The organism is Streptomyces sp. NPDC023573 (assembly GCF_055559735.1).
Genome location: NZ_JBVHKB010000001.1, coordinates 1,031,011 through 1,055,274 on the forward strand (window position 1 = coordinate 1,031,011; position 24,264 = coordinate 1,055,274).

Sequence of the window (24,264 nt, forward strand, 5' to 3'; positions counted from 1 at the left end):
CATGCCCCGGCCCGCGCCGTCCCGTTCCGCCGGGCGCACCGCCCGCGGTCCGGCGAATCTACGCCCTGGCCCAGAACCCGCTGCGGACGAGGCCGCATGCGATCGATACCCCCTAGGGGTATAGTTGTCAGGAGAGTGGGCGCACCGGGCTTCCCGGCGCCCCCTCGCACCACAACCGTCACATATCTGTGCCTGCGAAGAGGAGAACGTCATGACCGCCGAAACCGACACGCCCCGGACCGCCGGCTCCTGCTGCTCGTCCACCGGTTCCTGCCACGACGGGGCGACCGACGCCCAGGCGGGCGGCGTCACCACGGTGTACGAGGTGAAGGGCATGACCTGCGGCCACTGCGAAGGAGCGGTCACCGAGGAGGTCTCCGGGATCGAGGGCGTCACCTCGGTGAAGGCGGAGGCCGCCACCGGCCGGGTGACCGTCGCCTCCGCGGCACCCCTGACCGACGAGGCCGTACGCGCGGCCGTCGACGAGGCGGGCTACGAGCTCGTGGGCCGCGCCTGAGGATCGGCGCCCCCGCATGGGCGGGCGGCTCGCGTCCAGGGCGGCCTCGTGCCGTTTCATGGAGATCTCAAGGTGACCCCTGCCATCACCCACCCCTTGAGGCGTACTCTGTGCACCACCGGAAGCAACCGCTTCCCGGCCTGCGGCCACCCTGTGGCCACTCTGCCGCTCACCACGTCATGGCTGGTCAGAGCCATATCCGCAGGTACGGCAGGGGACGTCACCGGCGACTTCCGTCGTGACGGGCGGCCTGCGGTCGCACCCCTTCACACAATTTCTACAAAGAGACTTAGATCACACCGATTCGAGGGTAACCATCTGATGGGTTGGTGAGTCTAAGAGTGCGATGCCAAGGATGTCTTGGGGGACGTCCGACGGAGTGTCTTGGGGGACGCTCCGGGCAAGCATGGCCGGGGCACGTGCACCGGGGAGCTTTGAGCGGCCCTCCCGTACGTACCCCGGCAGTCGCACAGCAGGACCGAACTGAATACGCACCACCGGAAACAAGGGAGTTCAGGCTCCCGCGCAAACGCCCGGCCGGATCCCGTGGGGGGAATCCGCTCCGGGATATGGGAAGCGCCCCGTCCGTCGACCCGTGGGGGGATCGGCAGACGGGGCGCTTCTCGCGTTCCGCGGCTTCACGGTCCGGAGCGCTCCTTCAGAGGTGCCGGCCGTCGAAGCTGGGGTGCCGGCGTAGTACCGCGCTCACCGGTTCAGCAACGCGGTCACCGTCGACAGGTGCTCCCAGCCAGGGGCGCCTCCGGTCAGCCTCTGCGCGACCAGTGCCCAGGCCGCCCCGTCCGTGCCGAGCCGGGTGCGTACGAGAACAGCGAGCTCGGCCAGCGCGGCAGCGGCCTCGGGGGGTGCGTCCGTGCGGCGGGCGGCCGCGTTCAGGTAGGCGAGCATCTGGACGGCCGGGGTCGCCGGAGTCAGCAGATCCGTGGCGCCCAGCAGGCCCGTGGCGAGCAAGCCGTCCAGCTGAGTGGCCGGTGCGCAGCGGTACTGACCGCCCAGCCCGTGCCGGGCCCGCTCCCGGACCTGTCGCACGTTCTCCGGCAGGTCGCCGGGCAACGGCTCCGGCAACTGCGCCGCGTGCCGCAGCCGTACGTCCTCCGGGACCCCGGACAGATTGACCAGATCACGCCAGTACGGCAGCGGGTCCTGTTCGTGGGCGGCTTCGAGCGCCTCCCAGTCGACGGGCTCGCCGGGCGGGAGCGCCTCGACGATGCCGCGCGCCTGGGCCGCGTGGCGGGCTCGCCTCAACTTCACGACGAGCTTCTCCGGGGCCAGCTCACGGTCCAGCCGGGCGCGGAGCACCGCAGCGGGGTCGGCGGACGCCAGAGCCTTCGCGCACAGCGAGGTGGCCGCCCGCCCCAGCACACCCCGGCCCGCGACGTCGGCCAGCAGATCGGCACCGCCGTGTTCGAGCAGCCGCAGACATCCCGACAGCTGGTGGCCGAGCCCCAGCCGGGTGCCCTCCCTGGTGAGGAGCTCCTCGATCAGACGAGGTTCGGCCGAGCCCAGCCAGGTCAGGCCCCCAGCCGGCCGCGCTCCGCCCTCGGCGTGCCACGCGGCCAGCACGCGGGCCCCCAGCGACGGAGGCTCGGCCCCCCGGTGAGGGCGGGAGCGGGTCACGATCCGCCGGACGGTCGGCCGGTACGTCAGGTTCCGCAGGAGCACGAGGTCGAAGTCCGGGTCGTCGAGATCGGCGAGCCGCTCGGCCGAGCCGTGGTCGAGCCAGCGGCACTGCGCGGCCAGCACGCGGAGCGCGTCGGGGTCACGGTCGGTGAGCAGCCGGTCGAGGACATGGCGCGGAGTGCGACTGTGGCGCAGGAGATAGGCGGCGAGGAGCCAGGGCCCGTCGGAGCCCAGCCGGGGCAGCACGGCGTCGAGGACCTCGGCGTCGGCCAGGCACAGCAAGGTGCCTTCCGGCCACACCCACAGGTGGTCGCCGCGTTCCAGCAGCTTGATCGCCTCGTCCGGGGTGCGCGGCCGGGACGGGCGCGTGAACCATCCCTGCGGCGGCGTGGGGGCTGCGGCGCGCGGGGCGGGTCCGTCACCGGAGCGTGCCGAACGCAGCAGCTCGTCCCAGGTGGGCCCCTCGGAGGCTCCGGTGGATTCGACGGCGGCGGACGCTGTCACCGTGGCGGCCAGGTGCAGCCATGCGTCCGGGTCGGTGCCCAGCTCGGCACGCAGCCGACGGGCGAGCGCCGCTCGCCATGCGTGGGCGAACGCGAGCCGGTGCCAGTCGTTGGGGAACTGCAGCAGGTGGTGGGCCGGAAGCCGGGAGAGCAGCTCCTCGACGGGCAGGAGGCCTTGGACGTAGGCGTGTTCGGTGAGGCGGGTGCTCGACCCGTGGGTCTGCGGAGGTCGCGCCCGTACGTCCGCGAGGCCGGGCGCGACATGGGCGGGTCCCTCCTCGGACGGCGCGATGCCACGGGCGGAACAGGCCTCGGCGAACCATTGCGGCGTGGCGAGCCCGGGAGCGTCGGCCCAGGCGCACTCCGCGAGGGTGCGCAGCACGTCGGGGTCGTCGGGCAGCGGTGCGCCGGTGGGGGCGAGGGAGTACAGCAGGTCCAGCGCCGGCAGGGCGAGGGACCGCTCGTGGCGGGTCAACCGCGGCGGGGCCGGAGCCTCGACGCGTACCTCCGGCCGATGTGCCGTGTGCTCCTCCGGGGTACCCGCTCCGGGCTTCGCGGTGCCGGAGGCGGCGGCCTCGCCCGCCTCCGCGAACAGTTCCGCCACGGTTCCGCGGTGCCCCGGCAGCAGGCCGTCGAGGACGGCCCAGGCCCCGGCGTCCTCGCCCAGGTGGGTGTCGGCCAGTCCGCGCAGGGCGGCCAGGGACTCGTCCGTCAGCAGGGCCCGCTCGGCGAGTGCGGCGAGCGCGGCAGTCGCGTGTCCGGCGGGTCGCGCCTCGTGTATCAGCGCGGCCGGGTCGAGCAGCCCCGCGGCGGCCATGCCCTCCGCCCACCGGGGAGCGCTGTCGTCGAGCATTTCGTCGGCCAGGCGCTGTCCGGGCAGGGCGGTGTTCCCCGCGCGGCGGCCGCCGGCCCGCCACGGCTCGTTGAGGACGCTCAGCCGGAACGACAGGCGCTGCGCGTCGCTCGCTGCTTCATGGCGGGCCAGTTCCTCACACGCCTTGGGCATGAACGGGCTCTGGGCATGGGCCAGGGCCAGGGCGTCGAGGTCATGGACGTACGGCTCGGAGAGCAGGTCGCGCAGGGTGCTGGTGCCCCGGGCGGTCGCCAGCAGACCAGGCAGGCGGGCGGGGTCCTCATACGGCTCGCACCGTTCCCGCAGCCGCCGTACGGCGTCCGCCGGGCGGCCGTCCTCGGCGTCGGCGTCCGACAGGGCTGCGCCGACCGCCGTCACGACGGCCCGGCTCAGATGAGAGGCCACGGCCGGGTCGTCGAGCAGGGCTCGGACCGCGTGCGGTCCCGCGCACTCCCAGACCCTCACCAGTGCGTACTGCTGGGCGACCTGCCGGGGCTCGGCCCGCAGGGCCGAAGCCGTCAGCTGGGGGTCGCCGGAACCGAGCAGAGGCGCGAGCCAGGCACGCGGTACGCCGTCGGGCGGCCCCGTGAGCTCCCGGCGCAGCGTGGCGTCCATCGGCACGGCGTGGAGGCGGTGCGCGACGCTGCGGCGCAGGGACGGGGTGGCCCGGGGGTTGCGGTAGACGACCGCCGCCACCCCGGAGTCGCCGACGGCGAGCAGACGCGCCAGGACCCGGGTGTCGATCCTCGGGTGGCGGGCCAGTGCGGTCCGCACCCGGGAATCGCCGTGCGCCAGGACCGCGGTGACGAGGGACGGCGTCGGAGGCGCTCCTCCGGCGAGCAGTTCCACCGCGACCTCGTCGGGGAGGACGGCCAGCGCGGCGGCCGCGTACCGCGGTTCGACGTGTTCCAGCAGCAGACCGAGCGTGGCGTGCACGCTGCGAGGCGTCGGCGGACGGACCATGCCCTCGGCAGGGCGCTCCGCGGGCGCCGGTGCCTGGGCGAGCAGTGCGGGCAGGCTGTCCTTGTGGCCGATGAGCGCGTCGTGCAGGCCACGCCACCGCTCGGCTTCACCGCCGAGGTGACGGCTCGCCACATCGCGAAGGAACGCAGCGGTCGCGTGGTCGGCTCCGCCCGCCGCGGCGACCTTGGCCGCGACCGTACGCGCCGGACGTGTCTGCCGTACGGCCCGGAGAGCGGTGCTCACGTCGTCCGGGGCCGGCGCGGGGGAGCTCGCGGTGTCCCGGGGTGCGCCGCCGGAGGGGTCGAGGAGTCCGCGCAGCACGCCACCGGCCGGTTCGGCCCGCATCCCTGTCATGGCCGCCATGTTAGGGCCCGGCTTGTGTGCCGTTCGGCCGGCTCTGCCCGCATGCGATCAGTGGGCCGGGCACGGCTCGGCCCGCCGGGCACCCGCCCCCGCGCCCGCCCCCGGAACGCCGAATCGCCCCGACACCGTGCTCGATGATCGAGCACGGCACACGGGGCGAAGGATGCCGGCCGGCGCGGCCGGGTACTGCTGGTGGGTCCGGGGCGTCAGCGGCCCTCGACCGGGACGAAGTCGCGCAGGACCTCGCCGGTGTAGATCTGGCGCGGGCGGCCGATGCGGGATCCCGGCTCCTTGATCATCTCGTGCCACTGGGCGATCCAGCCGGGGAGGCGGCCGAGCGCGAACAGCACGGTGAACATCTCGGTCGGGAAGCCCATGGCGCGGTAGATCAGGCCCGTGTAGAAGTCCACGTTGGGGTAGAGGTTGCGCGAGACGAAGTACTCGTCGGAGAGCGCGTGCTCCTCCAGCTTGAGCGCGATGTCGAGCAGCTCGTCGGACTTGCCGAGCGACGACAGCACGTCGTGGGCGGCGGCCTTGATGATCTTGGCGCGCGGGTCGAAGGACTTGTACACCCGGTGGCCGAAGCCCATCAGGCGGACGCCGTCCTCCTTGTTCTTCACCTTCTGGATGAACGAGTCGACGTCGCCGCCGTTGGCCTGGATGCCCTCGAGCATCTCCAGCACCGACTGGTTGGCGCCACCGTGCAGCGGGCCCCACAGGGCCGAGATGCCGGCGGAGATCGAGGCGAACATGTTCGCCTGCGAGGAGCCGACCAGACGCACGGTGGAGGTCGAACAGTTCTGCTCGTGGTCCGCGTGCAGGATGAGCAGCTTCTCGAGCGCCGAGACGACGACCGGGTCCGGCACGTACTCCTGGGCCGGCACGGAGAACGTCATCCGCAGGAAGTTCTCGACGTAGCCGAGGTCGTTGCGCGGGTAGACGAACGGGTGACCGATCGACTTCTTGTACGCGTACGCCGCGATCGTCGGGAGCTTGGCCAGCAGCCGGATCGTCGAGAGGTGACGCTGCTCCTCGTCGAACGGGTTGTGGCTGTCCTGGTAGAAGGTGGACAGCGCGCTGACGACCGAGGACAGCATGGCCATCGGGTGGGCGTCGCGCGGGAAGCCGTCGAAGAAACGCTTGACGTCCTCGTGGAGCAGCGTGTGCTGGGTGATCTCGTTCTTGAAGGCCGACAGCTCGTCGACCTTGGGAAGGTCGCCGTTGATCAGCGTGTAGGCGACCTCGAGGAACGTCGAGCTCTCGGCGAGCTGCTCGATCGGGTAGCCGCGGTACCGCAGGATGCCCTGCTCGCCGTCGAGGTAGGTGATGGCGGATTTATAGGCGGCTGTGTTGCCGTATCCGCTGTCCAGCGTGACCAGGCCCGTATTGGCCCGGAGCTTCCCGATATCGAAGCCCTTGTCGCCGACGGTGCTGTCGATCACCGGGTAGGTGTACTCGTCATCGCCGTACCGCAGTACTACAGCGTTGTTGGTGTGCTCGCTCACGTCATCCCTCACCGACGTAGTGCCTCTTCTTCGAGGTGCCCTGACTGTCTCCACCCTCCCCCATTTGGCGCAGGAGAGTGCACTCGGGGTCGTCCATTGGACCTACCGACGGCACTGAGTGCCGCCAACTTGCCCATCCTGCCCCTTCCCCACCGGTTCCGGAAGGGCTCAGTGATGTATCCCACCGTTTTGATCGATCATTTTTTCGGGAAGTCTTCCGACGCCTCGCCGCGGAGCCGGAAATCCAGTGCCGTGCAGCGCCTGCCTGCGGAAACCGTGCGGACGGCCTGGCCGATGGCCTTCCGGGAGCCGACCAGTACGACGAGCTTCCTGGCTCTGGTCACCGCGGTGTACAGCAGGTTCCGCTGGAGCATCATCCAGGCGCTGGTGGTGACCGGAATGACGACCGCCGGGTACTCGCTGCCCTGCGAACGGTGGATGGTCATCGCGTAGGCGTGGGCCAGTTCGTCCAGTTCGTCGAAGTCGTACGCGATCTCCTCGTCCTCGTCGGTGAGAACTGTCAGCGTCTGCTCGTCCGTGTCGAGACCGGTGACGACGCCGACCGTACCGTTGAAGACGCCGTTCTCACCTTTGTCGTAATTGTTTCTGATCTGCGTCACTTTGTCCCCGACCCGGAAGACCCGGCCGCCGAACCGCTTCTCGGGCAGGCCGGGACGGCCCGGGGTGATGGCCTGCTGGAGCAGCCCGTTGAGGTGGCCGGCGCCCGCCGGGCCACGGTGCATCGGAGCGAGGACCTGCACGTCACGACGGGGGTTCAGGCCGAACCTGGCCGGGATGCGGCGGGCGGCGACATCCACCGCGAGCACTCCGGCGTCCTCCGTCTCGTCCTCCACGAACAGGAAGAAGTCGTCAAGCCCCTGGGTCAGCGGCGGCACCCCGGAGTTGATCCGGTGGGCGTTGGTGACGACACCGGACTTCTGGGCCTGCCGGAAGATGGTGGTCAGCCGGACCGCCGGGACCGGGCCGCCCGCGGCCAGCAGATCCCGCAGCACCTCCCCGGCGCCGACCGAGGGCAGCTGGTCCACGTCGCCGACCAGCAGGAGATGGGCACCGGGTGCCACCGCCTTGATCAGCTTGTTGGCGAGCAGCAGGTCGAGCATCGACGCCTCGTCGACGACGACCAGATCGGCGTCCAGCGGCCGGTCACGGTCGTACGCCGCGTCCCCGCCGGGCTTCAGCTCCAGCAGCCGGTGCACGGTGGAGGCCTCGGCGCCGGTCAGTTCCGAGAGCCGTTTGGCGGCCCGCCCGGTGGGGGCTGCCAGCACCACCTTCGCGTTCTTCGCGCGGGCAAGCTCGACGACGGAGCGGACGGTGAACGACTTCCCGCAGCCGGGGCCTCCGGTCAGCACGGCGACCTTCTCGGTGAGGGCGAGCCGGACGGCCGCCTCCTGCTCGCGCGCCAGCTTCGCCCCCGTGCGCCCGGCGAGCCAGGACAGCGCCTTGTCCCAGTCGACGTCCCCGAAGGCCGGCATCCGGTCCTCCGGCGTACGCAGCAGGCGCCGCACCTGTGCGGCGAGGGAGATCTCGGCACGGTGGAAGGGGACGAGATACACGGCGGTGACCGGCTGCCCGTCCTCGGGGCCCGGCACCTTCTCCCGGACGACGCCCTCGGGGTCCTCCGCGAGCTCGGCCAGGCAGTCGATGACCAGGCCGGTGTCGACCTGGAGCAGCTTCACCCCGTCCGCGATCAGCCGCTCCTCGGGGAGGAAGCAGTGCCCCTGGTCGGTGGACTGCGACAGGGCGTACTGCAGCCCGGCCTTGACCCGCTCCGGGCTGTCGTGCGGGATGCCCACCGCCTGGGCGATGCGGTCGGCGGTGAGGAATCCGATGCCCCAGACGTCGGAGGCCAGCCGGTAGGGCTGGTTCTTCACCACGGAGATCGAGGCGTCCTCGTACTTCTTGTAGATGCGGACGGCGATCGAGGTGGAGACGCCGACGGTCTGGAGGAAGACCATGACCTCCTTGATCGCCTTCTGCTCCTCCCACGCCGCGGCGATCATCTTCGTCCGCTTGGGGCCGAGCCCGGGCACCTCGACGAGCCGCTTCGGCTGCTGCTCGATGATGTCCAGGGTGTCCACGCCGAAGTGGGTGGTGATGCGGTCGGCCATGACCGGCCCGATGCCCTTGATCAGGCCGGAGCCCAGGTAGCGGCGGATGCCCTGGATGGTGGCGGGCAGGATCGTCGTGTAGTTCTCGACGGTGAACTGCTTGCCGTACTGCGAGTGGGAGCTCCAACGCCCTTCCATCCGCAGCGACTCACCGGGCTGCGCGCCGAGCAGCGAACCGACGACGGTGAGCAGGTCCCCTGCCCCGCGCCCGGTGTCGACGCGGGCGACCGTGTAGCCGTTCTCCTCGTTGGCGTACGTGATCCGCTCCAGGACGCCTTCGAGGACGGCGGTGTTGGACATGGCTCCGACGGTACCGGGCGGGTCCGACAGCACACCGGGGCCGCGTCCTCTGCGGCATGAGGCAGGCCGGACAGCTTCGCGGAAACGGGGAGCGGGGGCAGCCGGTGCCGCCTCTTCGGGCATGTGCTGTGCCCCATGGCTTCCTGACTCGGCACCATTGCCACGTTTAACGTCCGGGAGTGAGCCTCTGGACTTCCCTTGAGCCCGCCTCCACGACCGTGGACCCGGGTGGCAGTGCGACTGTGCGGCTGCGTCTGCGTAACACCGGTGACGTGGTGGAGGAGTACCGCTTCGAGGCGGTGGGCTCGCTCGCACCCTGGACCGTCGTCGAGCCGCAGACGCTGCGGCTGTATCCGGGGACGACGGGGTCGGTGGACCTGACGTTCGCTCCGCCGCGTACGCCGGACGCGACGGCGGGGCCGAATCCGTACGCGGTGCGGATCGTGCCGACGGAGCATCCGGAGGCGACGACGGTCCCGGAAGGCAACGTCACCATCACTCCGTTCACGCAGGTGCGGGCGGAGTTGGTTCCGCCGACGGTGAAGGGCCGTTTCCGTGGCCGTCCGAGACTGGCCGTCGACAACCTGGGCAACACGAAGCTGACGGCTTCGGTGAGCGGCAGCGACAACGGCGATCAGCTGTCGTACGACATCCGTCCGGGCAACGTGCAGATCGAGCCGGGCCGTGCCGCGTTCGTGAAGACGACGCTGAGGCCACGGCAGATCATCTGGTTCGGGTCGGCGGAGGAGCGGCCGTACACCCTGGCCGTGCAGCGGTCCGGGGCGACGCCGCTGGACGTGGAAGGCACGTACGTGCAGCGGGGTTTCCTGCCGGGCTGGCTGATGGCGTTCCTCAGTGTCCTCCTGGCGCTCGCGATCACGTTCGTGATGCTGTGGATCGCCTACAAGCCCCAGGTCCGCAGCACCGCCACCGAGAAGACCCAGCAAGCCGGCGTCAGCACGCTGCCGCCCTCCCCCTCACCGTCCGCCGGGGCGCCGAAGGCCCCGTCCGCCGAGGCCGCGGCGCCTCCGGCCGCGGCGAAGACGGAGCAGCCGGGCGGAGCGGGTGCGGGAGGAGGCGGTTCCGAGGAGGAGGCCGAGGCCCCCGAGAGGACCGCGGCGACCGCCGTCCAGCAACTGGCCGTGGACGATCCGAGCGGTCGGCACATCTGCTATCGGGTCCATGCGGCGGGTAAGGGGTGGACCGACGCCGTGTGCGACGGCGAAGCCGCGGGCGAGGCGGGCTCGGGGACGCCGCTCACGGCCGTCAACATCGCCGTGTCCGGCACCAAGGGCACGTCCGGTGGCCCCTTCGTCGCCGACCCCGCGTCGACCGAGGGCAGGGGAGACTACTTCGATCCGTGGACGAACGCCGCCGACGGCATCGACAACTACGTCGGGAGCACCAAGAAGGACGCCCCGGACCTGATGGGGTTCTCGATCAGTGTCGACGGGGGCAAGGGCACCGTCTGCCAGTCCACCTACGTCCACAACGACGCCTGGCTCGACCTGGCATGTGACGACCCCGGGGCCGGGCTCGAGTTCACCTACGCCGGCACCCACGACAACACGTTGTGGATCGAGGCGGTCAAGCTCAGGGTGTGATGCGGCCGTCCCTTCGGCGACCGCGGCCTGCCGGCTCCGGGAAACATGTCCTGGGGGAGCCAGGATCGCCCCCGTGCGGGCCTTCCAGAGGGGCGTGGGGCGGAGCGCGCACCGGAGTCGGGCCGAGAGGTCCCCGCGCTTCCCCCGCAGCGCTCCAACGGCTGCGAGACCTCCCACGCATAGGCTCTGACCTGGCCTTATGTATGCGGCGAGCGTAAAATCCCGTCATCGGGAAGGGGGTTCCGGATGCACCGGAACGTGCGCTCCGTCGAGGACGTACTGCAGCTCATGGACGGCCTGTTCGCGCCTGAGGCCGACCGGTGGACCAGCGGGGCGGGTGACTGGTGGGACGGGTTCTACGAGGACCGGTCGAAGCCCGTGCCGTTCTTCGTGGCGAAGCCCGACGAGAGCCTCGTCTCGTACGTGGAGCGGGGGCTGGTCGTCCCGGGGCGGGCGCTCGATCTCGGGTGCGGTCCGGGGCGCAACGCGCTCTGGCTCTCCTCGCGCGGCTTCGGGGTGGACGCCGTCGATCTGTCGCCCGGCGCCATCGCCTGGGCGGAGGAACGGGCCCAGGAAGCGGGCGCGGACATCCGTTTCCGCTGCGGCGACGCCTTCGCCGAGGACGCTCCGGCCGGTCCGTACGACCTGATCAACGACTCGGGCTGTCTCCACCACCTGCCGCCGCACCGGCGCGTCAGCTATCTCCGGCTCCTGGAGCGGTCCCTGGCGCCCGGCGGGCATCTCGCCCTCACCTGCTTCGCCTCCGGGGCGATGGGCTCCGAGCTGCCGGACGCCGAACTCTACGGCCCGGAAGGGCTGCAGGGCGGTCTCGCCTTCACCCCCGAGTCCCTGCGCTGGATCTTCGAGGGGATGGAGGAGGTCGAGCTGCGCCGGATGCGGGACGAGCCGGACGGCTCCCCGTGCTTCGGTGAGGACTTCCTCTGGGCCGCGCTCTTCAGGAAGCCTGGCGGCCCCGGTCCCCTCAGTCCATGACCGCGGTGGCCTCGATCTCCACCAGGTGGGCGGGGACGTCCAGCGCCGCGACGCCCAGGAGTGACGCCGGCGGGGCCGCGGTCGTACCGAGCCTCTCGGCGGCCCGGGAGATGCCCGCGAGGAGCAGGGGCATCTTGTCGGGGGTCCAGTCGACGACGTACACGGTCAGTCTCGTGACGTCCGCGAACGAGCCGCCGACGCCGGCCAGGGCGGTGCCGACGTTCAGGTAGCACTGTTCGACCTGGGCGGTGAGGTCGCCCTCGCCGACGGTGACGCCGTCGGCGTCCCAGGCGACCTGACCGGCGACGGAGACCAGCCGCGATCCGGTCGCGACCGACACCTGGTGGTAGACGCCGGTCTCCGGCAGTCCCGCGGGATTCGTCAGGGTGATGGCCATGCTGTCCGCCTCCTTGCCGCGCGGCCCGACGGGGCCGACACGTGCTCTCTTGTGGTTACTGGGAAACCGTAGGAGAGTGAGGCCTGACGTGGAAGAACGCACTTTTCGGTGACAGGGGAACCTGAAGGTGACCAAGCAGTTCAGTGGCTCCATAGAGGAGCAGGCGGATCTGAGGCGCGCGGACTCGCTGGCGCGGGAGATCTTCTCCGACGTCGCCAACAAGTGGGCGCTGCTGATCATCGAGGCCCTGGGCGACCGCACCCGGCGCTTCAGTGAGCTGCGGAGCGCTGTCGAGGGCATCAGCCACAAGATGCTCACCCAGAACCTGCGCATGCTGGAGCGCAACGGTCTGGTCGAGCGGACCGTGTATCCCACGGTCCCGCCGAAGGTGGAGTACACCCTGACCGAACCGGGCCAGGGGCTGCGGAAGACGGTCGACGTGATGTGCGAATGGACCCACCGCAACCTCGGCCACATCGAGGCGGCCCGGAGCGGCTTCGACGGCCGAGGCGACGTGACCAGCGCCTGATAGCCACGCCGTGCTGTCAGCGGCTTCCCCCCGACCGCTCCAGGAGGTGCGGGAACGAAGGGGGATCGGATCGGGAACGGAGGGATCCATGGTGATCCCAGTCCGAGTCACCGACCCGAGAGGGCAGCACAGTGATCTCCACCCTTGCTCCGCCACGTGCCCCGGATACCTACGCCGGCCTCCGCGCCGGACTCGACCGCCTGAGGGCGGAAGGCCTCTACCGCGACTTCGTCGCCTGCTCCTACCTGGCGGAGGACCGGGGTCACGCCCTGCACCAGGGGCGCCGCATCCAGGTGTGGTGCACCAACGACTACCTGGGCATGAGCCAGCACCAGCACGTCATGAACGCCCAGCTCACCTCCACCCTGCGCCATGGGACGGGCAACGGCGGTTCGCGGAACATCGCGGGCACCAGCGAGGCGCACGTGGAGCTGGAGACGCTCCTCGCCGGCTGGCACGCCAAGGAGCGGGCGCTGATCTTCACCAGCGGCTACGTCGCCAACGTGGAGACGCTGGCCACGCTGCTGCGGGCGGCGCCGGAGACCATGGTGTTCTCGGACGCCCTCAACCACCGTTCCCTGATCGAGGGCGTACGGACCTCGGGCAACACCAAGCACATCTTCGCCCACAACGACCTGACCGACCTCGAACTGGCGCTCGCCGAGCAGCCGTTGGACCGCCCGAAGCTGATCGTCTTCGAGTCCGTGTACTCGATGGACGGCGACATCGCGCCGATCCGTGAGATCTGCGACCTGGCCGAGCGGTACAACGCACAGACCTACCTGGACGAGACCCACGCGATCGGGGTCTCGGGACCCACGGGCGCCGGTATCAGCGAGGCGATCGGTGAGGACCGGGTCACCTTCGTCCAGGGCGTGTTCGGCAAGGCGGTGGGCACCACCGGCGGGTATGTCGCCGGTCCCGACGTCCCGTTGGACTACGTACGCTCGCACGCCCCCGGGTTCATCTTCACCACGACCATCCCCCGGGCCTCCCTGGACGCCACCCTGGCGAGCCTGGCCGTCATCCGCAGCGCCGAGGGCGCCGCGATGCGGGCGGAGCTGCACACCAAGGCGGAGCTGATGCGCCGCCGGCTCACCGAGGCGGGCATCGGCCATGTGCCCGCCCCCACTCACCTCGTCCCGGTCCTGGTTCCGGGCGGTGACCGGGTGAAGCGGATATCGCGCCGGCTGCTCGACGAGTTCGCCGTCTACGTGCAGCCCATCAACTTCCCGTCGGTGCCGAAGGGCGGCGAGCGCTTCCGCGTGACCATCGCCCCGTTCCGCACGGAAGAGCAGATCGACCGGTTCGTCGAGGCGCTCGCCCGGTGCCTCGCGGACGACCCCAGCTGAACGGCTTCCCGTTCCGCCGGACCCCCGCGTTCCCCTTCACGTTCACGTTCCCGTCCGAGGAGACGACAGAACCATGACCATGACCGTGCCCGAGACCGACGCCGCCACCGGCATCCGGATCAACGACCTCACGCCGTTCATCGGCGCCGAACTGACCGGGGTCACCTACGAGGATCTCCAGGACTCCGGGCTCTGGGACAAGGTGAGCACGCTGCTGCACGAGCGGGAGCTGGTCGTCATCCGCTCCCTGGACATCACCTCGGAGCAGCAGATCGAGCTGGCGAGCCGTATCGGCCGGCCGAAGCCCTTCCTGATGGCCAAGTACCGCCACCCGGAACACGAGGAGATCATGATCTCCTCCAACGCCAAGAAGAACAACATGGCGATCGGTGTCGCCCGGGTCGGCAACTTCTGGCACCAGGACTCCTCCTACCAGAAGGGTGCGCCGCCCTACACGATGCTGCACGGCATCGACGTCCCCGGCACCAGCGGCCACACCCTCTACGCCAACGCGGCCGACGTCTACGACCGCCTGCCCCAGGAGTGGAAGGAGAGGATCGAGGGGCGCACGGCGGTCCACACCGTCTCCAAGCGCCAGCGCATCTCCGAGAAGCACGCGGGCCTGTCCATCGCGGAGTTCAAGGCGCTCGTGGAGGTGGAGTACCCGCCGGTCCAGCACCCGCTGGTGAAGACCGACCCCACGACCGGCCGCCGGTACGTGTACGGGGCGCCGGAGTACATGGAGCGGGTGATCGGCTTCGACGCGAACGAGAACGAGGAGTTCTTCGCCCTCCTGGACCGGCTGATCCAGGACCCGGCGCACGTCTACGAGCACCGGTGGACCCCGCGGGACCTGGTGATCTGGAAGTGCGAGCTGACGTACCACGCGGCCACCGCGGTCGAGCCGGGCGTCGACCGCACCGTGCACCGCGTGAGCATCGAGGCGAGGGACCCGTGGGCGGCATAGTCGACTTCGACGTGTGCTTCCCGTCCGCGACGGCCGACATCCGGGACATGCACCAAGTCTCCGGGGTGTCCGTCGCGGACCTGGCCGCCATCACCCACACCGAGTCGTTCCCGGTCCTCGCGGACGGGGAGACGGCGTCGGGGCTGGCGGTCCGGGCCGCGTCCCGGCTGCTGGACCGGCTGGGGACGGAACGCTCGGCCGTACACGAGGTGATCTACACGGGCTCCGGCGAGTGGGACATCCCGTTCTGGTCGCCGGCCGCCAAGGTGGCCGACGAACTCGGCATCACGAACGCCCACTGCTACGAGCTCACGAACTTCTGCAACGCGGGCCTGACGGCGATCCGGCTGGCGGCCGAGTCCACCGGCAAGAGGCCCGGCACGTACACGCTGGTTCTCCTCGGGGACCGGCTGAGCAGGATGGTGGACTACGGTGACCCGGATTCCAAGGCGCTCTTCAATTTCGGTGATGCGGGCGCGGCGGTGCTGCTGGCGGATGACGACCCTCTTTTCCGGGTCCTCCACTCGGCGATGCGCACCGACCCCGGATGGGCCGACTACTACCAGGGCGAGTGGCGCGACGGCCGGGTCGTCATCCGGCGGGGCGCGCACCGCCGGGGCCTCGCCTCCGCCTACGTGGACAACTTCACCCGCCTGGTCGACGAGACCCTGACGGTGACCGGCCGGACCATCGGTGACGTCGCGTGGTTCCTGATCAATCAAGGCGACAAGGGGATGCACGAACGTCTGCTGACGACGCTCGGCATCCCCGCTGAGCGCAGCGTTTTCAACTACGGACGGCTCGGTCACATGGGCGGAGCCGACACCCTGATCGCCCTCGACGGCCTCATGGAGGAGAAGAAGCTCCGTGAGGGGGACCTGATCCTGCTGGCCACCAGTGCCATGGGATTCAGCTGGGGCGTCACAGCCTTGGAGTACTCCGGATGAAGATTCTCGTGATCCATCAAGTGCCCTACCGCAAGATCTCCTACCACCGCGGTGTCGACCACGACCAGCACGAGGTGACCTACATCGGTCGGCCGGCGTCACTGCGGCAGATCCCCGGTGACCTCCGCTGCTCGCGGATCCCGATGGGTGAGGACGAAGACCTGGTGGCCGGGGTGACGGCCCGGGTGACGCCGTCCGACGGCTACGAAAAGGTTTTGTCCCTCTCGGAGTTCGGAATTCTGGAAGCGGTACGCGTCCGCCGCCACCTGGGGCTCCCCGGCCCGTCGGAGAGCCGTATCGAACTCGTCCGGGACAAGGTCCGGATGAAGGAGGCGTTGGCGGGATCAGGAATCCGCCACCCGCGTTTCGTCAGCGCGCCTCCCCCGTGCGGACCGCTGCCCTGGAGCGGGAAGACCGTGCTCAAACCACGCAACGGGGCGTCCAGCGACGGGGTCATGGTCCTGGAGACCGCCCGTGAGGCGCTCTGCGCCTACCGGAAGCTGGCCGACCCGGAGAACTACCAGATCGAGGAGCACATCGAGGGCGACATCCTGCACATCGACGGGCTGATGCAGGACGGCAGGTTCGTGGAGCTGGCGACCAGCCGGTACGTCAACAAGCCGGTGGAGTTCGCCGACGGTCTGCCGCTCGGCTCGCACCAGATCCCGCTGACGGACGCGCACCGCGGCCTGGCACAGGAGGTGTCCATCGCCCTCGGTATCGAGGAGGGCTGTGTCCACCTGGAGGCGTTCCACACGGCCGACGACGAACTGGTCTTCCTCGAGGTCGCCAACCGGGTCGGCGGGGCGGGTGTGGTCACCGCGCACGAACGCCGGACCGGTGTCCATCTGCCGTCCCACGAGATCGCGGTGCGCCTCGGTCTGGAACGCCCGCCGTCGGACGAGCCCAGCGGCCGCTACCACGGCTGGCTGGCCTTCCCGGGCCACCACCTCCCCGGTGGTACCGCCGAGGTCACACTGCCCCCTGGGCTGGCCCGCCACCCCTGCGTGGACCAGCTGTACGTGCTGCCCGCCGACCGTCCGCTGACCGCGCACATCACCTACCAGGAATGGGAGTGCCCCGTGTTCATCGAGGCCTCGCACACCGACGCCGCGGAACTGGGCCGGTTTCTGCGGGAGTGCGCGGACAGCATCACCGTCGTCTCCCGGACCCGTGAGCCGGCCTTCGTGGGGAGCGCCGCATGAGCCGCCACCCGGTCCGCCACTATCCGACCGATCTCCTGCTGGCCGTGCAGCACGTCCAGCGGGCACTGGCCGACGACGCGTCGTCGCCGGTGGCCGGAGCCCTCAAGGAGGCCGACCTCCTCGAAGTCGGCGGCCTGCTGGACGCGGACGCCCTGGCCCACGCCCTCGACGAGGCGCTCGGTGGTCTGAGCCAGTTCCCCTGGCGTCCGCTCACCGACACCGGCGACGTCTGGGAGCAGGCACCGGTGGGCCGTGTCGTCCTCGACGACGACAGGGCGGGAAACACGCTGCGGGGGCTGCTCCTGGCCTGGGCGGTGGGCAACGACGTTCTCGTCCGTACCTCCCGGCCCGCCCTGTGGACCACGGTGACCGAGGCGCTCCGCGAGCCGGGGTTCCCGCTGCCCGCGGCCGAGGTGGCGGCGGCCGGGGCCGAGGTGGAGGGAACCGTCGTCGTGGTCCCCGACCTGGTGGTGCTCAGCGAGGAAGCGGTGTCCGCCTCGGGTGAGCTGTACGCGGGATCCGGGCGTCCCGGGGTCCCGTCGGTGCGGGTCAGGGTGACGGCCGGTCAGGACGGCCCGCAGGCGCCCGTGGCCGACATCGACTGCCGGTCACCGTGGTTCCGGGAGCTGTTCACCTCCGTCTATCTGGCCGGCACCTCGCTGGACGCCGCGCGCCGCGCCGACCCCGGCCGGGCGTCGCGTATGGACGCCAGGGTCCGCTATCTGATCGGAATGGCCCGGCGCACGACCCACTACCGGGACCTGCCGCGGGTCGACGGCGTATCCGGTCTGGCCTCCCTGCCCGTCCTGGAGAAGGCGGCCCTGGAGGCCGGGTCCCTGCCCCGCGCCACCGGCATGTCCAGCGGTGCCCGCCCCAGCGGCGAGGTGCTCCGCAGCGGGGCGTCCAGCGGGGAGCCGCGGTACATCGTGTACTCGCGGACCGACTGGGAGAACATGGTCCGCGAGGCGATCCCGCTCCTGCGGGCGCTGGGGATCCACCCCGGGGACCGGGTCCTCAACGCGCTGGTCGGCGGGGGTCTGTACGGCGGACTGCTGACGACGTCCAGCGAGCTGACCCGGATGCCGGTGGAGGCCTTTTCCGCCGGCCAGCAGGTCACCGCCGACCTGATGCTGATGCTGGTCCGCGACTTCTCGGTGAACGTCCTGCTGGGCCAGCCCGCCGTGGTGCTGCCCCTGCTCCGGGAGGCCAGGCGGAAGGATCCCGGTCTGCGTCTGGAGAAGGTCGTCTACGGCGGCACCCCGATGACCGAGTCCGACAAGACGTGGTTGCGGGAGGAGCTCGGCACCCGGTCGATCACGAGCATCCTGGCGGCCAACGACGGTGCCCAGATCGGCTACCAGTGCGAGGGGCTCGGCGGCACGCTGCACCACGTCAACGACGACTACAACCTCGTCGAGGTCGTCGACGAGGACGGCTCCCCCCTGCCCGACGGCGAGACCGGACACCTGCTGATCACCGCGATGCAGAAGTTCGAGGGACCGCTGATCCGCTACCGCATCGGCGACATGGGCCGGGTGACCGAACGCGACTGCGACTGCGGGGTCTCCGGGCGGGTGCTGGAGTACCTCGGACGCAGCGACGGCCTGCTGAAGTTCAAGTCGGCGACCGTGCACTACGGCGAGATCGCCACCGCCCTGGAGGAGTTCCAGGTGTCCCAGCTCCAGGCGGAGCTGACCACCAGGGAGGGCACCGAGACGCTGGTGCTGCGCACCGAGTCGCGTGAGGAGCTGGACCCGCAGGCGCTGAAGTCCTTCCTCGCCGGCGCCTTCCCGGCGCTGAGCGGTGATCACCTCTACGACGACGGGCTGCGGCTGTTCGAGCTGGTGGTCGAATGCCACCCGGAGGGCGGACTGGAGCGGAACCCGGTCAGCGGAAAGATCCGGACCGTGATCGACCGCCGGCTCAGCTGACGCCTCCGTATCTCCCCCCCCTCCGTCCGTCCTTCCCCGCACAGTTCTGGAGCTCTCCCGATGTCTCAGACCGCCCGATCCGTTCAGCAGGTCAGCCGCCCCCGTGGCCGGCCGACCGGTGCCGAGTTCGTCTTCACCGAGGAGCCGGTGCCCGTACCGCAGCGCGGCACCGCGCTCGTCGAGAACGAGCTCCTCTCCGTGGACCCGTACATGCGGGAGAACATGGACGCCGGGTGGGACCTGTCGGCCCCGCTGGAGGGCCGCTCCATAGGCCGGGTCACCGACTCCCGCACCCCCGGACTGGAAGAGGGCGACCTGGTCTTCCACCGCCAGGGCTGGCGCACCCACGCCGTGGTGCGCCCCGAGGACGTACGCGTCCTGCCGCAGACCCCCGGAGTGCCGCCCGAGACCTACCTCGGCATCCTCGGCGGCACCGGCCTCACCGCCTACGTGGCGCTCAGCCGCATCGCCCGGCTCGCCCCCGGGGAGACGGTCTACATCTCCGCCGCGGCGGGCGGCGTGGGCAGTGCGGCGGGGCAGCTGGCGCGGCTGATGGGCGCCGGCAGGGTCGTCGGCAGCGCCGGCTCCCCGGCGAAGGTCCGCCTCCTCACCGGGGAACTGGGCTTCGACGCGGCGTTCGACCACCGCGAGGGCCGGCTCGCCGAACAGCTGGCGAAGGCGGCGCCCGACGGGATCGACGTGTACGTCGACAACGTGGGCGGGGAGCACCTGGAGGCCGCGATCGGGGCGATGCGTGAGTTCGGGCGGATCGCCTGGTGCGGCGCGATCTCCCAGTACGACGCCGCCGAGCCGCCCCCCGCTCCGCGCAATCTCTTCGACCTGGTGGAGAAGAGCGTCCGGCTGGAAGGCTTCCTCGTACGCAACCACCGTGACAAGCAGGATGAGTTGGAGCAGATGCTGCTGCCCGCGCTCGCCTCCGGCACGGTCACGGACCGGCACACGGTGACCGAGGGCTTCGACCGGATCGTCGACGCCTTCCTCGGGATGCTGGCCGGCGGCAACACCGGCAAGGCGACGGTCCGGGTGGTGGGGTCATGATCCTGCGGGACACCACGGCGCGCACCATGCTCGGCTCGATGCTCGTGTCGAGCATCGGTATGGGCCTGTACACCCTGGCACTCGGGCAGACGCTGTTCCACCACACCGGGGACGCCCAGGCGTTCGCCATGATCTTCGCCCTCCAGGGGCTGGGGGCGGTGGCGGTCCTCCCCTTCTCCGGGCCGGTGGTCGACGCCTTCGACTCCAGGACCGTCTACGTGCTGTGCAGCCTGCTGAGGGCTCTGACCGTGGGCGTCATCGTGGTCGCCCTTTCCACGGGCGAGGGGAGTGTCGTCACCGTGGTCGGCACGGCCGCCGTGTTCCTGGCGGTCTTCGACAACGTCCAGCGCACGGCGTTCTTCAAGTTCACCGCGCACCACATCGCGGGCGGACGTGCCGTGGCCTTCAACAGCCTGATCGGCATCGCGATCCAGGCGGGCAGCCTGATCGGGATGGCGGCGCTCGGCCTGGTCCTGATGATCGGTACGGCCACCCAGGCCCTGCTGGTCGACGTGGCGGTCTCGCTGGTCGCGGCAACGGTGGTGTCGAGGCTGCGTGCCCCACGCCAGGAGTCGGCGGGACGGCTCCGGGACAGCACCCTGCGCTCGGCGCTGCCCGACCTGCTCCGCGACTGGGCGGGCCTCTTCCGCCGGCACCGCCACGAGGCCGTGGTCTTCGGGATGGTCCTGATGTGCGCGGGCGACTTCGTGTACTCCTACAGCCTGTCCACCCTGGTGGTGCCCCTCGTCGACGCCTGGCACGGCGGGCAGCCGTGGGCCATCTCGGCGCTGGAGGGCACCCTGGGAGCAGGGATGATCGCGGCGACCTTCTTCACCCGGCACACCGTGCGTCTGGCACTGCTCCCGCTCTGGGTGTCGCTCCAGGCGGTGATCGCGGTGGCGCTGGCCTTCACCACCACGCCCGCCCTGCACTACGCCGGGTTCTTCCTGGCCGGCTTCGCCAACCTGAACGCCATCACGCTCCTCCTGACGCTTCTTCAGCAGCAGGCCGGCCCCCTGGACAAGGCGAAGATGGCCTCCTTGCGGCTGCTGGCGATCGGCGGGGGAACCGCCGCTCTGATGCCGGTGCTGGGTGTCGCCGCCCGGCAGTCGCTCACCGCCGCCTTCCTCACCCTCGCCGCCCTGCTCGTGCCCTTCGCGGCCTGCGGTTTCTGGGCCGCGTTCCGCTTCGTCCCCCGCGCCGCCGGCGTGGCGAAGGACGAGGCCGGGACGCAGCCGGAGCTGACACCCGCCTGAGCCGCCCGGAGCCCGCACCGCTCGCACCACCCCTCCACGTCATCCGCCACGCCACGCCTTCTGGAGACACCATGCTCTCGTTCCAGCCGGTCCCGCCCCTGGACACGGTCACGGCCCCACCGCTGCTCCTCGCCGAGCGGGCCCGCCGCATGGTGCCCTCGGAGACCAGGGCCCTGTTCTCCATGGCCGCCCGGGAGGACGTCGTCTCGCTGGCCGGGGGGATGCCCAGTCCCGAAGCGCTGCCGGCCCAGGCGCTGCGCACGGTCCTCGGGGACGTGCTCGGCACCGACGGGCCGGGTGCGCTCCAGTACGGCTCCGCGCAGGGGGACCCGGTGCTGCGCGAGCGTATCTGCGAGGTCATGGCGGCCGAGGGCGTCGCGGCGACCCCGGACGAGGTCATGGTCACGGTCGGATCGCAGCAGGCGCTCGATCTGGTGACCCGGGTCCTCGTGGACCCGGGCGACACGGTGGTGACGGAGGGCCCCACGTACGTCACCGCGCTGAGCACCTTCGCGGCGGGCCAGGCACGGGTGGTCGAGGTCGCCATGGACCAGGACGGTGTGGTGCCCCAGGCGCTGGCCGACGCCTTCGCCCTCTGCGCGGCCGAGGGGCGCCCGGCGAAGTTCTTCTACACGGTGCCGACCTTCCACAACCCCACCGGCCGGGTGCTCGGCGCCGACCGCAGGAGGGAGGTCCTGGAGATCTGCCGGCGGGCCGGTGTCCTGGTCGTCGAGGACAACCCCTACGGGCTGCTGCACTTCGGGGAGCAGCCGCACCGGGCTCTGTGCGCCGACGCCCCGGACGGGGTGGTCTATCTGGGCTCGTTCTCCAAGACCCTCGCTCCCGGCTTGCGCGTGGGCTGGGTCCGCGCCCCGCGCGCCCTCACCGACACGCTGGTGCTCGCGGCGGAGAGCGCGATGCTCTCCCACTCGGCACTGGCCCAGCGGGCGGTGAGCCGGTTCCTTGGCGAATGGTCCTGGCAGGGCCATCTGGACGCCGCCCGGAGCCTGTACCGCGGACGCCGTGACGCCATGCTCGACGAACTGGCCGTCACCATGCCGGACGGTGTGTCCTGGACGGTGCCCGAGGGAGGGTTCTTCGTCTGGATGACCCTGCCGGGCCGGCTGGACGCACGCGCGATGATGCCGCGTGCGATCGAGGGCGGGGTGGCCTACGTGCCGGGTTCCGGATTCCACACCCGGGGCGGCGCGCGGAACCTCCGGCTCTCCTACTCCTACCCGACGACGAGTGCCGTCCGGGAGGGCGTGCGGAGGCTGTCGGACGTGATTCGCGACGAGGTGGCCGGGGCCGGCACGCACCAGCTGCGGGAAGCGGTGGCCCGATGAGCGGCCGCCCGACCGACGGTCTGCTGGACGACGCGCGGAGCCTCCAGGACGACCTGGTCCGGCTGCGGCGCACCCTGCACGCCCGGCCCGAGGTGGGCCTGGACCTGCCGCACACCCAGGAGGCCGTGCTGAACGCCCTGGACGGGCTGGGGCTGGAGATCACCACCGGGCGGCGGCTCAGTTCGGTGACCGCGGTACTGCGGGGAGCCCGGCCCGGCCCGACGGTGCTCCTCCGCGGCGACATGGACGCCCTGCCGGTGACCGAGCTCACCGGGCTGGACTTCGCCTCGGGCAACGGTGCCATGCACGCGTGCGGACACGATCTGCACACCGCGATGCTGGCCGGCGCCGCCCGGCTGCTCGCCCACCACCGGGACCGGCTGGCCGGCGACGTCGTCCTGATGTTCCAGCCCGGCGAGGAGGGCTACGACGGGGCACGCCACATGCTCGACGAAGGTGTCCTGGACGCGTCGGGGAACCGGCCGGCAGCCGCCTACGCGCTGCATGTCACGGCCTCCGGGCGGCCGTCGGGGAGATTCAGTGCCCGCGGCGGGCCGACCATGGCGGCGGTCGACAACCTGACCGTCACGGTCCGCGGCACGGGCGGTCACGGGGCGACGCCGCACTCGGCGAAGGACCCCGTGCCGGTGGCCTGCGAGATGGTCGTCGCCCTGCAGACCCGGGTCACCCGGGCGTTCGACGTCTTCGACCCGGTCGTGGTGACGACGGGTTCCTTCCACGCCGGGACGCAGAACAACATCATCCCGGACACCGCCGTCTTCGAGACCACGGTCCGCACCTTCTCCCCCCAGGCCCGGGCCCGCGCCGAACAGGCCCTGGCCGAGGTCTGCCACGGGGTGGCCGCGGCACACGGGGTGGAGGCCGACGTGCGGTGGCAGCCCCTCTACCCCGTGACCGTCAACGACGAGGCCGCGGTGGACACCGTGACCCGTACCGTCGGCGAACTGTTCGGGGCGGACGGCTACGAGACACTGCCCCGGCCGATGACCGGCTCCGAGGACTTCTCCCGGGTCGTCGGCGAGGTGCCCGGGGCCATGGTGTTCCTCGGCGCCACCACACCCGGGGCCGACCCCCTCACCGCCCCCGACAACCACTCCCCCCGCGCGGACTTCGACGAGTCCGTGCTCTCCTCCGGTGCCGCCGTCTACGCGGCGCTGGCCGCCGGACATCTGCACGCCCCCGGTCCGGCAGCACCCCACGACCCCTCCGGCCAGGCCGGATCACGAACGAGGCGAATCTGATGTACAAGCCCTGCCGCGTCCTGCTGCTGACACCCGACGCCGGACTGGTCCGGGCCGTCTCGGACACCGGGCTGGAGCCCTGGGCCCTGCGCCGCACAGGCGCCGGGGCCCCCGGCGGGATACCGCCGGAGCGGACCCTGACCACCGACGACCCGGCCCGCACCCTGCGGGACCTGGCCGCGGGCGAGGACGCCGGGCACGGCATCGACTTCGTCGTGAGCGGCGGCACCGACGAGCCCGCCGTGCTCGACGCCCTGCGGGGACTCGCCCTCGGTCCCGGGCAGACGGGGTCATGGCTTCCGGACCGTGCCGAACTGAGGGAGATCCTCCGCCGGGGCCCGGTGCCCGGGCCCGCCGCGGCCGGTGACGACCCGGCGCCCGTGTGCCAGGTCGACACGGTGTCCGTGGGCGGAATGCACCTCCTCCTGGACATCACCTGGCCGGAGTCCCGGCAGCCCATGGGCGAGTCGGAGCAGGCCGGCGTACGGGAAACGGTCCGCCGCCTGCTCGACCTGATCGGGCATCAGTCCGGAGGAATGCGGACGGATGTGGCGCTCACGCCCACCGGTCCCAGCCCGGTGGAGATCGCGGGTACCCCGGTCCTGGTCGCTTCCCTCGGGCCGGGAACGAAGCGGTAACCGCCCG

At 71.2% G+C, this 24,264-nt stretch carries 18 protein-coding genes; 14 read left to right on the plus strand and 4 right to left on the minus strand.

Features of this window, described 5'->3' with window-relative positions:
• Window positions 1-211 precede the first annotated feature (211 nt).
• Complete coding sequence (locus ACZ32T_RS04640) at window positions 212-517, plus strand: heavy-metal-associated domain-containing protein (RefSeq protein WP_467262784.1); 306 nt, start codon at window positions 212-214, stop codon at window positions 515-517.
• A gap of 705 nt (window positions 518-1,222) precedes the next feature.
• Here the strand turns inward: ACZ32T_RS04640 and ACZ32T_RS04645 are convergent.
• The 3 genes from ACZ32T_RS04645 to recD2 all read right to left on the minus strand — a co-directional run bounded on the left by ACZ32T_RS04645 (window position 1,223) and on the right by recD2 (window position 8,771).
• A complete protein-coding gene (locus ACZ32T_RS04645; RefSeq protein WP_467365314.1) occupies window positions 1,223-4,828 on the minus strand; it encodes a hypothetical protein in 3,606 nt (1,201 codons plus the stop codon).
• A gap of 215 nt (window positions 4,829-5,043) precedes the next feature.
• Window positions 5,044-6,342 carry a citrate synthase gene (locus tag ACZ32T_RS04650; protein ID WP_073746777.1) on the minus strand — a complete coding sequence of 433 codons (1,299 nt, stop codon included), beginning with the start codon at window positions 6,340-6,342 and terminating at the stop codon, window positions 5,044-5,046.
• Window positions 6,343-6,539: 197 nt separating this feature from the next.
• Complete coding sequence (recD2, locus tag ACZ32T_RS04655) at window positions 6,540-8,771, minus strand: SF1B family DNA helicase RecD2 (protein WP_467365315.1); 2,232 nt, start codon at window positions 8,769-8,771, stop codon at window positions 6,540-6,542.
• Window positions 8,772-8,950: 179 nt separating this feature from the next.
• Here recD2 and ACZ32T_RS04660 point away from each other — a divergent pair, with 179 nt between their 5' ends.
• Together ACZ32T_RS04660 and ACZ32T_RS04665 are read left to right on the plus strand one after the other, a co-directional pair.
• Window positions 8,951-10,375 carry a hydrolase gene (locus ACZ32T_RS04660; RefSeq protein WP_467365317.1) on the plus strand — a complete coding sequence of 475 codons (1,425 nt, stop codon included), beginning with the start codon at window positions 8,951-8,953 and terminating at the stop codon, window positions 10,373-10,375.
• 246 nt (window positions 10,376-10,621) lie between these two features.
• Window positions 10,622-11,368: a class I SAM-dependent methyltransferase gene (locus ACZ32T_RS04665; protein WP_467365319.1), complete on the plus strand. Its 747-nt coding sequence runs from the start codon at window positions 10,622-10,624 to the stop codon at window positions 11,366-11,368.
• Here ACZ32T_RS04665 and ACZ32T_RS04670 read toward each other — a convergent pair.
• Window positions 11,358-11,765 (minus strand): RidA family protein, encoded by a 408-nt coding sequence (locus ACZ32T_RS04670; RefSeq protein ID WP_467262789.1) that lies wholly within the window; start codon window positions 11,763-11,765, stop codon window positions 11,358-11,360. The genes ACZ32T_RS04665 and ACZ32T_RS04670 overlap by 11 nt on opposite strands.
• Before the next feature lie 127 nt (window positions 11,766-11,892).
• On the opposite strand from ACZ32T_RS04670, the gene ACZ32T_RS04675 reads away from it, so the two are divergent.
• The 11 genes from ACZ32T_RS04675 (at window position 11,893) to ACZ32T_RS04725 (ending at window position 24,257) form a co-directional block, all read left to right on the plus strand.
• Entirely contained in the window at window positions 11,893-12,294 is a 402-nt protein-coding gene (locus ACZ32T_RS04675) for a winged helix-turn-helix transcriptional regulator (RefSeq protein ID WP_467262790.1), read from the plus strand.
• Window positions 12,295-12,425: 131 nt separating this feature from the next.
• Window positions 12,426-13,646, plus strand: coding sequence for a 5-aminolevulinate synthase (gene hemA, locus ACZ32T_RS04680; protein ID WP_467262791.1), 1,221 nt, complete (start codon window positions 12,426-12,428; stop codon window positions 13,644-13,646).
• Window positions 13,647-13,719: 73 nt separating this feature from the next.
• Window positions 13,720-14,613 (plus strand): TauD/TfdA dioxygenase family protein, encoded by an 894-nt coding sequence (locus tag ACZ32T_RS04685; protein ID WP_467262792.1) that lies wholly within the window; start codon window positions 13,720-13,722, stop codon window positions 14,611-14,613.
• Window positions 14,601-15,560 carry a 3-oxoacyl-ACP synthase III family protein gene (locus ACZ32T_RS04690; RefSeq protein ID WP_467262793.1) on the plus strand — a complete coding sequence of 320 codons (960 nt, stop codon included), beginning with the start codon at window positions 14,601-14,603 and terminating at the stop codon, window positions 15,558-15,560. Before ACZ32T_RS04685 ends, ACZ32T_RS04690 begins: the two co-directional genes overlap by 13 nt.
• Entirely contained in the window at window positions 15,557-16,765 is a 1,209-nt protein-coding gene (locus ACZ32T_RS04695) for an ATP-grasp domain-containing protein (RefSeq protein WP_467262794.1), read from the plus strand. Before ACZ32T_RS04690 ends, ACZ32T_RS04695 begins: the two co-directional genes overlap by 4 nt.
• Window positions 16,762-18,696, plus strand: coding sequence for a phenylacetate--CoA ligase family protein (locus ACZ32T_RS04700; RefSeq protein ID WP_467365321.1), 1,935 nt, complete (start codon window positions 16,762-16,764; stop codon window positions 18,694-18,696). Before ACZ32T_RS04695 ends, ACZ32T_RS04700 begins: the two co-directional genes overlap by 4 nt.
• 60 nt (window positions 18,697-18,756) lie before the next feature.
• Entirely contained in the window at window positions 18,757-19,755 is a 999-nt protein-coding gene (locus ACZ32T_RS04705) for an NADP-dependent oxidoreductase (RefSeq protein ID WP_467365323.1), read from the plus strand.
• Entirely contained in the window at window positions 19,752-21,011 is a 1,260-nt protein-coding gene (locus ACZ32T_RS04710) for an MFS transporter (RefSeq protein WP_467262797.1), read from the plus strand. The genes ACZ32T_RS04705 and ACZ32T_RS04710 overlap by 4 nt, the downstream gene beginning before the upstream one ends.
• A 71-nt stretch (window positions 21,012-21,082) precedes the next feature.
• Window positions 21,083-22,357 carry an aminotransferase-like domain-containing protein gene (locus ACZ32T_RS04715; RefSeq protein ID WP_467365325.1) on the plus strand — a complete coding sequence of 425 codons (1,275 nt, stop codon included), beginning with the start codon at window positions 21,083-21,085 and terminating at the stop codon, window positions 22,355-22,357.
• Complete coding sequence (locus tag ACZ32T_RS04720; protein ID WP_467262799.1) at window positions 22,354-23,619, plus strand: M20 metallopeptidase family protein; 1,266 nt, start codon at window positions 22,354-22,356, stop codon at window positions 23,617-23,619. The genes ACZ32T_RS04715 and ACZ32T_RS04720 overlap by 4 nt, the downstream gene beginning before the upstream one ends.
• The gene (locus tag ACZ32T_RS04725) at window positions 23,619-24,257 is read left to right on the plus strand and encodes a hypothetical protein (RefSeq protein WP_467365327.1); all 639 of its coding nucleotides are present in this window, start codon (window positions 23,619-23,621) and stop codon (window positions 24,255-24,257) included. The genes ACZ32T_RS04720 and ACZ32T_RS04725 overlap by 1 nt, the downstream gene beginning before the upstream one ends.
• Window positions 24,258-24,264 lie beyond the last annotated feature (7 nt).